Below are 14,969 nucleotides of genomic sequence, written 5' to 3' on the forward strand. Positions count from 1 at the left end.
ATGATGTTTGATTAGCTCATAAAATACTAATTTGTGTTATCAATAACACGTTGTTTTTGAATCAACATTTAATGTTGAATTCGGAATTAACGTTGACATATTGCAATTCAGTTTTCAATGTTCATTTATAAATAGTTGCTTTAATAGCTTACCATCTTTGTTTACGTCTTGTCAACAAAGAATTTATTTTTTAAATAATTACTTAACATTACTTTAATAATATTAAATTATTATTTTCTTTTTATCAAGTATATTTTTTACACTTTTTAAAATTATTTTAAATAATGTTATTGTCGTTTTGACGACTTTTTTATATTATCAACTTCTTTAACTAAAGTCAATACTTAATATCATTTTTTGTGATAAATATTATGAGTGCTTGAATCACTCTTTTATCGGTCACAAGAAACTATTCTACCACCATTTATAAAAAATGCAAGAGAAAAAGTGGGTAGAATTAAAATAAATTCTACCCACTTAAATCAAGCGCTTATTTTTCAGTTTTATCGATGATTTGCTGCGCCATTGATTGGTATATTTTTCCAAGTTTATCATCAACTTGATAAATAGATGGTGAGAAGTCTTTTGGGTTCCACGACGGTTGCTCTAATGGTAACTGACCTAAAAGATCCGTTTGCAATTCATCTGCTAACTTTTCACCGCCGCCTTTACCAAACACGTATTCTTTGTTCCCAGTTTCTTTACTTTCAAAATAAGACATATTTTCAATAACACCTAAAATAGAGTGTTCTGTGTGTTTTGCCATTGCACCTGCTCTTGCTGCAACAAACGCTGCAGTTGGATGAGGCGTTGTAACTATTATTTCTTTACTTGAAGGCAACATTGTATGTACGTCTAATGCAACATCACCAGTACCAGGTGGTAAATCTAAAAGAAGATAATCTAAATCTCCCCAACGAACTTCAACAAAGAAGTTTGTTAACATTTTTCCTAACATTGGGCCTCTCCAAATGACAGGAGCGTTTTCCTCTACGAAGAATGCCATAGAAATTACTTTAACGCCATGGCGTTCAACCGGGATAATTTCTTTGCCGTCTACTTCTGGTTTTTTATCAATCCCCATCATATCAGGAACACTGAAACCATAAATATCAGCATCAACTAAACCGACTTTTTTACCCTCTCTTGCTAATGAAACAGCTAAATTAACTGCTATAGTAGATTTACCGACGCCACCCTTACCTGAAGCAATAGCAATAAATTCCACTGGGTTATCTTTTGATAATAAACCTTCTATTGTTTGAGGTTGATCATCACTTTTCCCTCTATATTGTTCAACAACTTCAGATGGTAATTCTTCAAATCTAATTCCAACTGTATTTGCCCCGTTTTCTTTAAGCACTTCCACAATAGCCATTTGTAAATCTAATTGAGGCTGTCCCCCTAATTGAGCCATCGCCACCTTAACACTTACATGATCAATCTCATCTTTTGTTGTTACCTCTACTATTCCATCTGTTTCCTTTAAAGGTACATTGATTATTGGATCTTTAAGTTCTCCAACAAGTTCTTTAACTTGCTCTATCGTTAACACAAAGCGTCCCCCTCTATCTTATAAATATATTTACTTATATTCTAACAAACATAACTTAAATTTGCTTTAAGCACTTTAAAATAAGTTTATATTTAGTATAAATATAATCTTTGTAATACAAAAGAAGTTAGCTCAATGTGTACTAATTCTTAAAAATTGAAACTAACTTCTTTTTTCTTATGATACTTTCCGAGTATTAGCGTTGTTAACATCTCTGTGCTCTTTGATAAACAAGGCTAATATAAAACCGATGACTACAAATATACTTATTACTAAAAATGATAAATCTACGCCTGTTGCTATAGCTTGACGTTGTAATAAATCATTATTTTCTTCGGCGCTCGTTGTCTGAGTATAGGCTTTGGATCCAATTGACATAACAGTAACCATTAAGGCTGTCCCAAGAGAACCTGCCGTCACACGTCCAAAGTTACTAATTGCTGTACCATGTGAAATTTCATTTTTATGTAGTGCATTAATACCTGCGGTGTTTAATGGCATCATTAATAATGAAACAGAGAACATTCTTAACGCGTATACAATAATGAGATACATATATGAAGTATCTGCTTTTAAGAAGCACAACATGATTGAAAATATAGTTAATAAACTAAACCCAGTAATAATTAATGGTCTGGCTCCGTATTTATCATAAAATTTACCTGTAAATATCGACATAACGCCATTGATAATAGCTCCTGGCATTATAACTAATCCTGAAAGAAAAGCCGACAAGCCTAATGCATTTTGAACATACAGTGGTATTAGTAATGCCGGACCTACCATAGACATCATTACAATCATTGATGTAATCGTAGTTAATGTAAACACTCTGTTTTTGAATACAATTAACTTTAACAGAGGATTACTAATGTTAAATTGTCTTTTAATGAAAACCCAAATAATTAGTAAACTAACAACTAATGATATGATAACAATCGGATTACCAAAGCCTAAATTGCCTGCACTACTAAATGCATAAAGCATCATTCCAAATCCAAGTGTTGAATACACTACTGAGCGCTTGTCCAATTTAGTATCTTTTGTTGTGTTGTAACTCTTTATAAAAATGGCTCCAAAGATAAAACCAATTAATGATACACCTACGACAATAATGAATGGCATCCTCCAGCTTGTCACATCAATAACTAAACCTGAAAGCGTTGGGCCTATTGCTGGTGCAAATTGTATAACCAATCCAGCTAATCCCATAGCAAAACCGCGTTCACTCTTTGGAAATAACATAAACAACGTAAACTGCATCAAAGGCATAATAATACCCGCGCCAATTGCTTGAATAACACGTGCTAACATTAAAATGCCAAAAGTTGGAGCTATGGCTGCAATGATAGAACCTAAGAGAAATATACCCATAGCCATCAAATATAATGGTCTCGTCTTAATTCTATCCATTAAGTAAGCGGTAAGCGGTATCATTACACCATTCACTAACATAAATCCAGTAACTAACCATTGAGATTTGCTTTCATTAATATTTAAACCTTTCATTATTTGAGGTAATGCTGTATTTAACAAAGTCTGATTTAATATAGCAATAAAAGCACTAATAATCATTACTGCAACAATCATATTTCTACTTGATTTAGATAAATTTTCTACTGTCATTAAATCACCACTTTTTCATTCATATGCTCGATTATTCACTTTTAATTCAAATCATTAGAGGTAACCAATTATTTATTTTGATTGAGATTTTTACTATCTGGATAAAATACTTCTTTACATATAAATAACATACCCATAATTACAACAATCACCCAAAAATCAATATTTATATAAGTATAATGGATATGCACAATAAAATAGAAAAGTAATGTTGTAACTGTAAACGTAATTAAATGGTACGTGAAGCCTTGAAAATATGCGTTATCTGGTAATTTTTTTCTAAAATAATCCATTAAATTTTCTATAATAAACAAAGTAAAATATCCTAGTACAATGTAACTACCATAATAAATTAAGTTATCGTAAAAACTTTTATTATAACCAAAATATGCTAGATGAAAAAAAATAAGGATTCGACTTAACCCATATAACCCAAATCCTAAAAATGCTAAAAATATAGCCCCTGAAATGATAAAAACCGAAAGTACAATAAGCGTTGTAAATAAATACTTTATATATTTCATTGCTTACTGTCCTCCCTTTCATCTAATCTGCTTCCCATCTCTATGTGTAATGTTTCTCAACTTTATAAAACTATTTCTTATTCTACCATTATAACAACATACAACCAAATGCAAATAAGCAAGTATTAAATTTCACTAAACTTCAATACTTGCTTAATAATTTATATGATTGATGTTTTTCTATTCTAAGATTTAAGTGTATTACCTTGTTGTTTGTAAAGCGTGTTCCATAATACAAATAATATAATTAGAATAACGATACTCAATAATATGACGTTGTGTATTGGTAAATTGATAAACGTAATAGACGCGCCATAGACTGTACCCATAATGGTAGACCCTATTGAGTTCCCCAAACTTTTCGTTAATGTATACAGTGACATCATGCGTTTCATATTTTGCGGAGAGGTTTCTTCTTGTGTAATCACACTGTCTTTAGTATAAACTGTACCGAAACTCACACCAGCTAGCAATAAACTGAAAGCCATAAAAACAGGTGTTTTTGTACCAGCTATTATTAAAATACCACATACCATTAATAGCGTGAAAGCAAAAATATATAATCCTTTTCTGGACATTTTTGCTTCAATTTTATCTAAAGTGAAATTCAATACTAGCCATGCAAATGAAATTGGAAAGATAACAAACCCACTTTGCAATGGAGAAAGACCTAATTCTTCTTGGAGATAAATCGGCATATATAAATTATAACCCATTAACATAATGGCATATAAAAAATCTGTTATAAAAACTAGAATAATTGTTTTATTAAATTCTCTTACAGGGAAAAACGGCGTGCTTACACCTTTTTCATTTTTAATTAAAACAATGCCCATCATAATTGCTATAACAAAGGAAAGTACATTTAAATACCAATAAGATTCGTTCATCACGGCAAACATTAAAAAGAAGACAAATATATAAAACAACATAAGCCCTTTAATGTCCAATTTATGTGAAGCCGTTGTAGTTTCGTGTTCAAAATGAAATGTAAGTATTACTAATATCATTGCCACAATAGCTATAGGAATATTAACAAAGAATAACCAGTGCCACGTAGCAAATTCTAAAATGCCACCGCCTAAAACGGGGCCAATAATACTTGATATACCCCACACGCTACCTACAATTCCCATGATTTTGTAGCGTAATGGAATTTTAAATGCAAGCTTAGGCACAATTTGACTTAGCGCCATCATAATACCTGCACCTAGACCTTGGACGAAACGTGATGCGATTAAAATAGCAAACGTACTACTCATGCCTGAAAAAAGACTTCCTATTGTAAAAAGGACCAATCCTAATAATGTTATGTATATAATCTTAGTACGATCTAATAACTCCCCTACAATAGGATTGGCTATCACAATGGCTATGAAATAAACAGCAAAAATGAGGGATATAGATGCTGTCACATTTAAATCATCTCTTATTGTCGGTAATGCCAATGAAACGATTGACGTTTCAATTGCAGACATAAACATAATTAATATCAATGCAATTACGATGCCTAGCGTTTTTATATTCATAACAAACCTCCTAACATATGATATTTATTTTTAACATGTCCACTAAACCACGCTTCTTCGTTTAGTTCAATAGGTTGTATTCAAATTACGCCTATTGCCCTATAAAAATAATTAAAATTAAAGCGAGAAGTAGAATCAAATTAAAAATTTGATTTCCTTCTCGCCCTCAAAAGTTGACTATATTTTTAATAAATTAAAAACTAAGTCTTTAACCACGCTTCAATTATGCTAACTCAAGTATATAACACGCTTTATTCATTTTTAGTTCTGAAAAACAATCACTTTATAAACGTTTTACATAAAATATAAAATAGCTATAAAATGAAAAACAGAAGCTATTAAAATAAATAAATGCCAAATCATATGAAAATATGGGCGTTCTTTTTGTGCATAAAACCAAGCACCTGCAGTATAAGCTATACCACCCAATAAAATAAATAACATAAAAGTTAAAGTTGTATCAAAAATAATCGTTGGTAAGAATATTACCCCAATCCAACCCATTACAAGATACATCGTCAAACTGAGTTTATGATTCACTTTTTTAGCTATAGATTTATAGAGAATACCCCAAAGTGTAATCCCCCATAACACAATCATTGCGGTCCATCCAATCCAACCACCCACTAACACTAAACATATAGGTGTGTACGTCCCAGCAATAGCGATGTAAATCATACTATGATCAATAATCCTAAGTATAAATTTATGGGAAGAATAATTAGGCATTGTATGGTATACCGTTGAGGATAAAAACATTAGAAAAATACTTATTACATATATTGATACACTCAATGAACCCAACACACCGTGTGTAAAGAAACTTTGTACGGCTGCATATGGCAATATGCATAAAGTAACAAAAGCAGCAACACCATGTGATACTGCGTTACCAATTTCTTCCCCAAACGTTAGAGGTATTATATTTTTAAATGTTTTAGTTACTTTATTATTATTCGCTTCTAATGTTTTAGTCATTAGTGTAACCACCTTTTTCTTAGATCCTATTTAAACGTTTTAAATCAGCTGCAGCAGTTTCTACACTATCTTTTCCTTCTTTGTTTTTCAAAGGTGAAAATTCCTCTTCTCTCGGTACTTGCAATGTCATAAAACTATGAGCATATTGGAAAATATCGAAATAAAACAATTCAAATTTTAACGTAGGTTTTTCAATAACACCAAAATCGTCATCTAATTGTTTAAGTTGTTTAACTGCTAAATGATATGGCAAAGCATTATCTACTACATTATTGATGAATTGCAATTTAAACATATGTATACCTATATTGGCATTGTTTAATTGATTAGCAGTTTCTGGGTCTAGTTCAGAGTATTCAAGCACAGTGTCTTTATGATTCGTTGTAACTAATCTACCTACGCTCTCACCTTCTTTAGGTTGAATTGATTTTGTAGTAACGTCCATGCTATTTTGGAACGCGTAACCTGCAAAGAACAAATCTAGAACTTTGACTAACACATTATCAATATTGTTTAAAAAGACGTATTCAACTCCATTTTCAGTCATATCTTCAAGGTAACCAGCTTTTTTAAGAGATTTAAATACGCCACCGTTACCGTTAGGCGTTTCTAAAATATTGCTATCTACATCTAGAACTAATTTACCCTCTTCTGATAACGCCACAATATTATCTTGGATAAAGAAATGTACATGTGCTTTATCGTAACCAAAGTAATTCTTTTCCTCAAAAAATATTTGTGTTTGCTTGTCGTTTATTTTGCTAGTCATAATATACCAATCAATATAAACGCCCGTTTTAGCTTGCAAATCTAATAATTGGCGTGCTTGCAGTTCAAATAAACTTACACCTTCGATTTCGAATGCACCTTTAGGACCTTTATAACCTAAGCGTGTGCCTTGACCACCAGCCATAAGTACAACTGCAAATCTTCCATTTTGGATTGCTTCTAACCCAACTTTTTCATATTGAGTAATATCCTTTTCAGAAAAAGCTTCTTTTACATCATATTTAACTTCGTTTACTGAAGACACATCATCAATGATTTGTTTATTTACATATAAATCGTTATACAAATCTTGAATGTAAGATAAATCTAGTGCATCGATTTGATTTTCTAATTGTTCTTTTTCATTGTTGCTCATTAATTTTTCAAATTCAATTAGATGTTCTTGATTAAACTTCTCTAATTCTTTCTTATCTAGCATGTCCTCTCTCCTTTATATTCATAATAGATAAAAATAATATCTTATATCTAATAAGAATATATAAATTCACTATGTGTACTTTATATTATTATAATTATAATCACAACCATAACTGCTATAAATTCAAAAATAGGTTGTTAAAAAATGATTGGAATAATACGTAAATAGCGCCTGTAGTAAGCGCACCTGCCAACGACAAATCTACTAATCCTCCGGTTCTAAAAACTAAGGGGAATTTAATTGTCAATGGTATAGGGTATAATAATTTTACACCTCTAGGCGTTAACATATCTAGTATAACATGGGAAAGCAAACCAAAGATAATTGAAACTAAATAATAATCTGGTGTTTGAATAAAATATAATAGGATAATAATTAAAGAAATAAATAATAACGAATGTGTAAACGTCCTGTGGCCGAACAGCGTTCGTACCAATAAACTCAATATTTTAAACCTCCTACCTATTTTACTTTGTGTGTGACAAATATCAGGTAATAAACTTGAAATAACTGCAAGTGTTATAATTGTAATAGATGTAAATAAATCAGTTTGAAAGTATTCTATTGTCATTGCACCTACTAATAAACCGCATGAAGCGTGGGTTTTACCAGTCATTTTCATTTCTCCTTTTCTCGGATAAATTTTACCACAATATCACTACGAACGCGAACATACTTTCGCAAAAATTAAATAGTATGACATAATACAAAAAAGTATCACATAATCTCTTGAAAACGATTGCATTTTATTGTATGCTAAACTTACAAATTATTTAAAGGATGTGTTCGTAATATGGCAATGACAGTAAAAAAAGATAACAATGAAGTAAGAATTCAATGGAGAGTTGCTGACATCAAGATTCCAACTAATGAAATTAAGAATGTTTCACAAGATCAAAATATCCATGCGGTACCTAAGCTAGATAGAGATAAAGTTTCACGCATTGGGTCTACATTTGGAAAAACGAATCGTGTTATCATCGATACTGATGACCATGAATACATTATTTATACACAAAATGACCAAAAAGTATATGACGAAATCACAAAATAATTATTATTTTAAACCTATCGTTGCGCATACAAACAACTAATTAAATAGACGTTAAACATCAGTCTATTGAAAATCATTAAATGTTCTTATCTGATTAGACATACTTGGCTACATTTCAAAATGCTTTGCTATCGCCATATTTTGAAATTCAGTCAGTAAGTTGCCAACAAGAAAAAACCTGAGACCTCACTTTAAGTCTCAGGTTTTTTCTTGTTTGTATAAGTCTATTCAATATATTTTAATAACATCTATCAATGGTATATACTAAATTTATAATTTGAAAGGTGTGTGAATACCATGTATGTTGTAACAAATAGAATAGATGTCAAAAAAGGATTCGCTGAAAAGTTGGCTCCTAGGTTTACACAGGGTGGTAAAATCCAAGATTTAGAGGGCTTCCATCGCATTGAAGTATGGTTAATAGATGATGAGGAAGATTACGATCAAATGTACGTTAATACTTGGTGGCAATCTGAAGAAGCTTTTAAAGGATGGCTAAAAAGTGATGCTTTCAAAGAGGCACATAATAATCAAAATAAATCTGATAATGAAACATCACCCATTTTAGGTAATAAAATTGTTAAGGCAAACGTATTATCCGAACTTAATTAATTAAAATCTCAATATAAACAAACACACATTTACTAATATAGGGAGTTATTTAAACAAACTCTGTTTAAATGTTGACCGTTGCCACAATAACTCCAAATAGTAAAAATGTGTGTTTTTTATTATTAATTAAAGTACAGATGTGCCATTAAAGTAATAATTGGTAAAGCAATAATTGTTCTAATCAAGAATATAACAAAAAGTTTAAAAATACTTACTGGTATTTTTGAACCTAAAATGACGCCGCCTACTTCTGATAAATAAATCAGCTGCGTAATACTTAAAGCACCGATGACAAATAACGTAATATCATTTCCCACACCTTCAATTAAAATGGAAGGTAAGAACATATCAGCAAAGCCAATTAAAACTGTTTCAGAAGCTTGTGTAGCTTCAGGAACTTGCAATAATTCTAAATATGGTACAAAAGGTTTGCCAATAATAGCAAAAATTGGTGTATACGTTGCAATAATTGTCGCTAACGTACCTACACTCATAACAACTGGTAAAATGACAAACCACATATCCATCACTGTTTTAAAACCTGATTTAAAAAATGCTTTAAATCCTGGTGCTTTAATACCAGTTTCTGTAGCCATATCAAATCCGTGGCTTAATGCAGTTTTGTTATCAGGTAATTTTTCTGTTCTCATTTCTTCGGATACTTCTTTTGAATATTCGTCTTTAATCGATCTAAGCGGCCAAATTCTTGGTAAAATCAATGCACAAACAATACATGAAATAATTACTGACAAGTAAAAATAAAAGAAATGGTTTTGCATGTGTACAGTCTCAGCTACTACAATTGCAAATGTTAATGATACAACACTAAATGTCGTCGCTATAACAGTTGCTTCCCGTCTAGAATAAAATCCTTCTTCGTATTGTCTACTTGTGATTAATACGCCTACTGTGCCGTCACCAATAAATGATGCTAAATTGTCTACTGTAGAGCGGCCAGGCAACGTAAATAATGGTCTCATTATTGGTCTGAAAATAGGCCCCAATAATTCTAGTAAACCATATTCCATTAACAATGGTAAAAATAGTGCTGCAAAGAAAAATACAGTCACGAGTGTTGGTAATAAACTTTCAAACACAAGGCCTCCTGTATCAGCAGAGTAAATTGCTTTTGGCCCTATTTTTAAATATGTCATCCACACAAAGATTACAGCTAATATTCTTAAAAGAAGCCATACAATCTTTACATTAAATGCATTGTTCATTAATCCTTCTGGATTTAATTTATTTTTTAAGGCTGTTGAGCATATTAAGGATAGTATACCGGATATTGTAATAATCAATACAATAACTAATGGCATCGCATTACCCAATAAGTCTTTTAATAATCCTGCTAAAAACGCCACAGGTAAAGTCGTTTGCTTTTCTCCATCTTCAGTAACCGTTATAGGAATTAAAAAAAGTATAATACCTAAAACAGACATCAAAATGAATTTTAATCTTCCTCTGATAATTTGTGCTTTATTATATTCATTCATTTCGTTCACCCCTTAGGTGCATATATTTTTATAAACACTTTAAAAAGCAACAGCAATAATTATAACCTATTATGTATAAATATGTAAATCATATTTTTATGTCTTTTTGGTGTCTCTACTTTTTTATAGAAAAAAAGAATTGACCCTAATTTCAATAGAATCAATTCCACTTTATATGAAAGCGCTTACTAAATCAATCTTTTATATGCTTCTTTTATAATCTTCTTAATAAAAATAGGAAATAAGGTACGCCTACTATCGCTACGATGACGCCAACTGGGATATCAATTGGCGGATGAATACCTCGAGCAAGACTATCACTTATCATTAATATTAAGGCACCTAGTAAGCCAGACATAACCGTAATATGTTTGTGTTTATGCCCTACTAACTGCCGCGCTATATGAGGTGCAATGAGTCCTAAAAAACTCAACCCACCAACAACTGATATCGATGCGCCAGCCAATATAACTGCTAAAAACAAAAGGATAGCTTTTACTTTCTTTACTTTTGCGCCTAATGCTATTGCCACATCATCCCCTAATGTTAGGATATCTAGTTGATGGCAATAGTAAAATATAATTGGTAGTGCAATTATAAACCACGGCAATATCACCCAAACGTGCGACATATTATGACCATATAAACTACCAGTAAGCCATACCAATGCTGTATTTGCATCAAGCGGATTTCGAATTAGTAAATATTGGACAATTGCAGTACATATTGCACCGATAGCTAAACCAATTAATGCTAATTTAGACCCTTTTACATTAAATTTGGAAATCAATAAAGTTAAAATCAAGCTAATCATCAATGCACCTATAAATGATCCAAAAGGCAATATAAATAAAGGAGCTGAAGGAAATAGCATGATAATCACGACAGCAAATAAACTGGCGCCTTTTGTAATTCCAATTACATCTGGTGATGCGAGCGCATTCCTTACCACACCTTGTATTAATGCGCCAGAAATTGCAAGACTACTCCCTACAATAAGCGCTAGAAACATTCTAGGTGCTCTATATTCATTAATTATAAAATTATCTTGCATAAAAAGGCTATTCACCGCTTCAATTGGGTTAATTAATACCGCACCAATTGAAAGTGATGCAATTGCCGAAAGTATTAGCAATATTAAAACAAGTATATAGCGAAATGTTACTCCTCCCTTCATAGTCTTTTCACTCCTTTAATCGTGATTGCTAAGAAATAAAACGCACCGATAAACGATGTTACGATGCCAACGGGTGACTCAAAAGGAAAGGCGATTAATCTGCTTAAAACATCGGATAATAATAATAAGTTTGCACCAATTATCATTGTTAATGGAACCATAAATCTATAATCTGTTTTAATATAATATTTAACTATATGAGGCACAATTAGTCCTACAAATCCAATTGGCCCCGCTATGGAAACGGAAGTACCTGCCAATACAATCACTAAGATACCAATCATCACCCGCATCAATTTGACGTTTTGCCCTAATGAAGTAGCCAAATCTTCACCTAATTCCATAATTGTCAGCTGTTTGGATATCAATACTGTGCAGATAAACGCAATGATCAACCAAGGCGTAATACCTAATACTTGTGTCCAAGTAACAGATGATAATGAACCTACTAACCAAAACATAACGGTCGAGGTAGCATCTTCATTTAATAAGATAATCCCTTGCGTCAAGCTTGAAAAGAATAGGTGAATTGCCATGCCGGCAAGTGCTAATTTGACTGGCGTCATACCTCTCGTAGACCCAGATAAAGCATACACAGTTAGCCCTCCAATGAAAGCGCCAATAAACGCTAATATTGTAGCGTACGTAGACAATGCTGGCATAATCATTGTGATGAAAACAATAACAAAAGAAGCCCCTGAATTAACACCAAAAATTTGGGGTGATGCTAATGGGTTTCTAGTCATTGCTTGCATTAGTAAACCAGCTAGTCCGAGCGCTCCTCCGATTAACAATCCAGCTAGCATTCTAGGCATTCGTACATTATGTATTAAAAATGTCTGTTTTGAATCAGAATGTGTTAAAAAATAATCTTTAAAATCATCTAAAGCGATACGAGACGAGCCAATACTTAAGTTAAAATAGATAATGACAAAAAGCGCACACACACTCACAATAAACGTGAGTGCAGTGCGTTTTTTATTTTTCTTATCTTCAGTTCTGGTTTGGTTAATGCTATCTAACTTAGTCATTTACCATTCACCTTACTTTTGTTGTTTATCATTTTGTTCATTTTTTGAGATATCTACTAATTGTTTAGCAATCTCTTCAGAAGAAATAATACCACGCGCACGTGCCCAAGTGTTTCTATCTACAACAGAGACATTATCATTTTTAACAGCATCTAGGCTTTGCCAAACCGGCTCTTCTTCTTGTTTTTTCAAGTTAGGGTCATTTTTGCCCTTATCAACCATGATAAACATACGCCCAGGATTAATATCTGAAAGCACTTCTGAATTCAATTGTACATAAGGGCCTTTTAAATATTTAGATAGATTATCTGTTTCAGTTTTATTAAGCGCATTATTAAAACCAAGTTCTTTTAATAAGTCACCTACATAAGTATTCTCTGGATGTGCTAATAAACCTGATTTTGCAATAACTGTAGCTAATACGGGTTGAGATTTGTCCATAGTAATCTCTTTCTTATACTTATCCATTAATTCATTATGTTCTTTTAATCTATCTTTACCTTTATCTTCTTTACCTACAGCTTTAGAGATTGTTTTAAAAGCTTCTATATTATCTTTATAGTCACTATCGAAACTCGGTAACATGATGGTTGGTGCTATTTTTTCTAAATCCTGTTGTATACCTTTGTGACGATTACTATCGGCAATAATAAGATCTGGTTTTTGATTACTAATTTCTTCTAAGTTTGGTTGCTTACGTGCGCCTACTGATTTATAGTCACCGATTTTATCGCGGATGGGTTTTAATATTCTATCTTTTTTACCATCGTCTGCTACACCCACTGGTTTAATATCCAATGCTGCCAATGCATCAACAAATGAAAATTCAAGTGACACTACACGTTGGGGTTTTTTATCAATATGGGTTGTGCCTCCATCATGTTTAATAGTAACGCTGTCTTTGCTTTTACTTTCTTTGTTGGATTCATCTGAGTCATTACCCCCCACTTTACCACATGCTACTAATAAGAGAGCTGTTAATGTTAAAAATAATAGACCCATCCATTTAGCTTTGTGCTTCATCGTTTTCACTCCTTAGATATGTATCATTACACCTCTAATTTTATTGATAACGATTATCAATGTCAATAAGTTTTTTAATAACATTTGATAAAAACTAAATCTTATTCATTTTTTTTACATTTTTTTCACAGCACATTGCTTCAATCGCTAGATCATTTAAATAAAATCTATTTAAATGCGACATAAACATACTTTGTGCTAAAGCTTTATATCCTAAACTAAATTGTATTTTATCGCCAATCTGATAATGATCATTATTCAGTAGGTCTATCATTAAATGATCACTCGTAGCTCCAAGTACATCGACATTATGATATAAAGGTTTAATGTCGTCTACATTGGTATCTAAATTTCCAATATCCAGAATTGCTTGAAGGTATTGTTGACCATTATTAATATTAATACGTGGTTTGATTTCAACAATTTCTGTATCTAAAATAATAGCGTTTTGATATAGGGTATCTAAATGCTGGTTTGTCGTCGTTTCCACACCCCTAAATAAAGTTTCACCAATTCTTAAATCATTCATTTTACCTAAATCATTATAGAGCATTTGTAATAGCATACTAGAATTGCCACCTGATATTGTTTTGAATTTCAAATGAGAGGCTTTTTCTACCGAATTTACAAACTGGTTAATCATCTCAACATCTTCTTCCGTTGGTGCTATTTCATTAAAACACATAAAGTTAAAAGCTAACCCTTCAAGATGTATGTGATGCATATTAATGATTTCTCTAATATAAGCGAGCACATCATAAGTGAGCACCCCTTCTCTAGAATCTTTCCAATCAACCATTAATAATATCTTGTGTTTTACTTTTTGCTTGCTTGCTATTTCATTAATTTGTCGGATGGTATCCAATTCTGTTTGAATACTCGTATCAACGCATTGCACAATATCTTCTAATTCTTGGTGGTTAGCAGTTCTAATCATCATATAAGTGATATCATCATCTTTACTTTTTAAAATATTATTTATTCTTGCATCAGCAAAATGTGTAAGTCCAACGCTTTTTAATGTTTCTACTATTTTTCTATCTCCAGCTACACATTTGAGAACAGGTGTAAAATGAATGTGATGCTGTTTTAAAAGCGTATTTAAAATGTAAGCATTATATTTAATTTTAGAAAGGTTTACTTTTAATTGCGCCATC

Annotated in this window: 14 protein-coding genes; 2 read left to right on the forward strand and 12 right to left on the reverse strand. The window is 31.8% G+C overall.

Translation table 11 applies throughout. The features are described from left to right. Nucleotides 1-490: 490 nt before the first annotated feature. The 7 genes from salA to IEU88_RS00035 all read right to left on the reverse strand — a co-directional run bounded on the left by salA (nucleotide 491) and on the right by IEU88_RS00035 (nucleotide 8,035). Nucleotides 491-1,555 (reverse strand): iron-sulfur carrier protein/transcriptional regulator SalA, encoded by a 1,065-nt coding sequence (gene salA, locus IEU88_RS00005; protein ID WP_096808730.1) that lies wholly within the window; start codon nucleotides 1,553-1,555, stop codon nucleotides 491-493. Between the two features lie 177 nt (nucleotides 1,556-1,732). Further along, nucleotides 1,733-3,181, reverse strand: coding sequence for an MDR family MFS transporter (locus tag IEU88_RS00010; RefSeq protein WP_096808729.1), 1,449 nt, complete (start codon nucleotides 3,179-3,181; stop codon nucleotides 1,733-1,735). Between the two features lie 68 nt (nucleotides 3,182-3,249). Beyond that, nucleotides 3,250-3,705: a SepA family multidrug efflux transporter gene (locus IEU88_RS00015; RefSeq protein ID WP_096808728.1), complete on the reverse strand. Its 456-nt coding sequence runs from the start codon at nucleotides 3,703-3,705 to the stop codon at nucleotides 3,250-3,252. Nucleotides 3,706-3,890: 185 nt separating this feature from the next. Further along, nucleotides 3,891-5,234, reverse strand: coding sequence for a multidrug efflux MFS transporter SdrM (sdrM, locus tag IEU88_RS00020; RefSeq protein WP_103372760.1), 1,344 nt, complete (start codon nucleotides 5,232-5,234; stop codon nucleotides 3,891-3,893). 294 nt (nucleotides 5,235-5,528) lie between these two features. Continuing rightward, a complete protein-coding gene (gene trhA, locus IEU88_RS00025) occupies nucleotides 5,529-6,212 on the reverse strand; it encodes a PAQR family membrane homeostasis protein TrhA (protein ID WP_096808726.1) in 684 nt (227 codons plus the stop codon). Between the two features lie 19 nt (nucleotides 6,213-6,231). Continuing rightward, nucleotides 6,232-7,419, reverse strand: a complete 1,188-nt coding sequence (locus IEU88_RS00030; RefSeq protein ID WP_096808725.1) for a UTP--glucose-1-phosphate uridylyltransferase — start codon at nucleotides 7,417-7,419, stop codon at nucleotides 6,232-6,234. Between the two features lie 115 nt (nucleotides 7,420-7,534). Beyond that, entirely contained in the window at nucleotides 7,535-8,035 is a 501-nt protein-coding gene (locus tag IEU88_RS00035; protein ID WP_096808724.1) for a metal-dependent hydrolase, read from the reverse strand. Between the two features lie 177 nt (nucleotides 8,036-8,212). Between IEU88_RS00035 and IEU88_RS00040 the strand changes: the two genes are divergently transcribed. Both IEU88_RS00040 and IEU88_RS00045 read left to right on the forward strand, forming a co-directional pair. Then, nucleotides 8,213-8,473, forward strand: coding sequence for a SunI/YnzG family protein (locus tag IEU88_RS00040; protein WP_103372761.1), 261 nt, complete (start codon nucleotides 8,213-8,215; stop codon nucleotides 8,471-8,473). Between the two features lie 297 nt (nucleotides 8,474-8,770). Next, nucleotides 8,771-9,085 (forward strand): heme oxygenase, encoded by a 315-nt coding sequence (locus IEU88_RS00045; RefSeq protein ID WP_096808722.1) that lies wholly within the window; start codon nucleotides 8,771-8,773, stop codon nucleotides 9,083-9,085. Nucleotides 9,086-9,207: 122 nt separating this feature from the next. Here IEU88_RS00045 and IEU88_RS00050 read toward each other — a convergent pair whose 3' ends face one another. The 5 genes from IEU88_RS00050 to IEU88_RS00070 form a co-directional block, all read right to left on the reverse strand. Then, nucleotides 9,208-10,581, reverse strand: coding sequence for a YjiH family protein (locus IEU88_RS00050; protein WP_103372762.1), 1,374 nt, complete (start codon nucleotides 10,579-10,581; stop codon nucleotides 9,208-9,210). A 214-nt stretch (nucleotides 10,582-10,795) separates the two neighbouring features. After that, complete coding sequence (locus IEU88_RS00055; protein WP_096808720.1) at nucleotides 10,796-11,758, reverse strand: FecCD family ABC transporter permease; 963 nt, start codon at nucleotides 11,756-11,758, stop codon at nucleotides 10,796-10,798. Then, the gene (locus IEU88_RS00060) at nucleotides 11,755-12,789 is read right to left on the reverse strand and encodes a FecCD family ABC transporter permease (protein ID WP_096808719.1); all 1,035 of its coding nucleotides are present in this window, start codon (nucleotides 12,787-12,789) and stop codon (nucleotides 11,755-11,757) included. The genes IEU88_RS00055 and IEU88_RS00060 overlap by 4 nt, the downstream gene beginning before the upstream one ends. Nucleotides 12,790-12,801: 12 nt before the next feature. Next, nucleotides 12,802-13,812, reverse strand: a complete 1,011-nt coding sequence (locus IEU88_RS00065; protein ID WP_103372763.1) for an ABC transporter substrate-binding protein — start codon at nucleotides 13,810-13,812, stop codon at nucleotides 12,802-12,804. 94 nt (nucleotides 13,813-13,906) lie between these two features. Beyond that, nucleotides 13,907-14,968: an alanine racemase gene (locus IEU88_RS00070; RefSeq protein WP_103372764.1), complete on the reverse strand. Its 1,062-nt coding sequence runs from the start codon at nucleotides 14,966-14,968 to the stop codon at nucleotides 13,907-13,909. Between the last annotated feature and the right edge of the window lies 1 nt (nucleotide 14,969).

Source organism: Staphylococcus nepalensis (assembly GCF_014635045.1).
Lineage (GTDB): Bacteria > Bacillota > Bacilli > Staphylococcales > Staphylococcaceae > Staphylococcus > Staphylococcus nepalensis.

Bases quoted from the DNA above. Each gene is read 5' to 3' on its own strand.
- IEU88_RS00010 (WP_096808729.1), bottom strand. From the start codon at position 3,181: ATGACAGTAGAAAATTTATCTAAATCAAGTAGAAATATGATTGTTGCA.
- IEU88_RS00015 (WP_096808728.1), bottom strand. From the start codon at position 3,705: ATGAAATATATAAAGTATTTATTTACAACGCTTATTGTACTTTCGGTT.
- sdrM (WP_103372760.1), bottom strand. From the start codon at position 5,234: ATGAATATAAAAACGCTAGGCATCGTAATTGCATTGATATTAATTATG.
- trhA (WP_096808726.1), bottom strand. From the start codon at position 6,212: ATGACTAAAACATTAGAAGCGAATAATAATAAAGTAACTAAAACATTT.
- IEU88_RS00030 (WP_096808725.1), bottom strand. From the start codon at position 7,419: ATGCTAGATAAGAAAGAATTAGAGAAGTTTAATCAAGAACATCTAATT.
- IEU88_RS00035 (WP_096808724.1), bottom strand. From the start codon at position 8,035: ATGACTGGTAAAACCCACGCTTCATGCGGTTTATTAGTAGGTGCAATG.
- IEU88_RS00040 (WP_103372761.1), top strand. From the start codon at position 8,213: ATGGCAATGACAGTAAAAAAAGATAACAATGAAGTAAGAATTCAATGG.
- IEU88_RS00045 (WP_096808722.1), top strand. From the start codon at position 8,771: ATGTATGTTGTAACAAATAGAATAGATGTCAAAAAAGGATTCGCTGAA.
- IEU88_RS00050 (WP_103372762.1), bottom strand. From the start codon at position 10,581: ATGAATGAATATAATAAAGCACAAATTATCAGAGGAAGATTAAAATTC.
- IEU88_RS00055 (WP_096808720.1), bottom strand. From the start codon at position 11,758: ATGAAGGGAGGAGTAACATTTCGCTATATACTTGTTTTAATATTGCTA.
- IEU88_RS00060 (WP_096808719.1), bottom strand. From the start codon at position 12,789: ATGACTAAGTTAGATAGCATTAACCAAACCAGAACTGAAGATAAGAAA.
- IEU88_RS00065 (WP_103372763.1), bottom strand. From the start codon at position 13,812: ATGAAGCACAAAGCTAAATGGATGGGTCTATTATTTTTAACATTAACA.
- IEU88_RS00070 (WP_103372764.1), bottom strand. From the start codon at position 14,968: ATGGCGCAATTAAAAGTAAACCTTTCTAAAATTAAATATAATGCTTAC.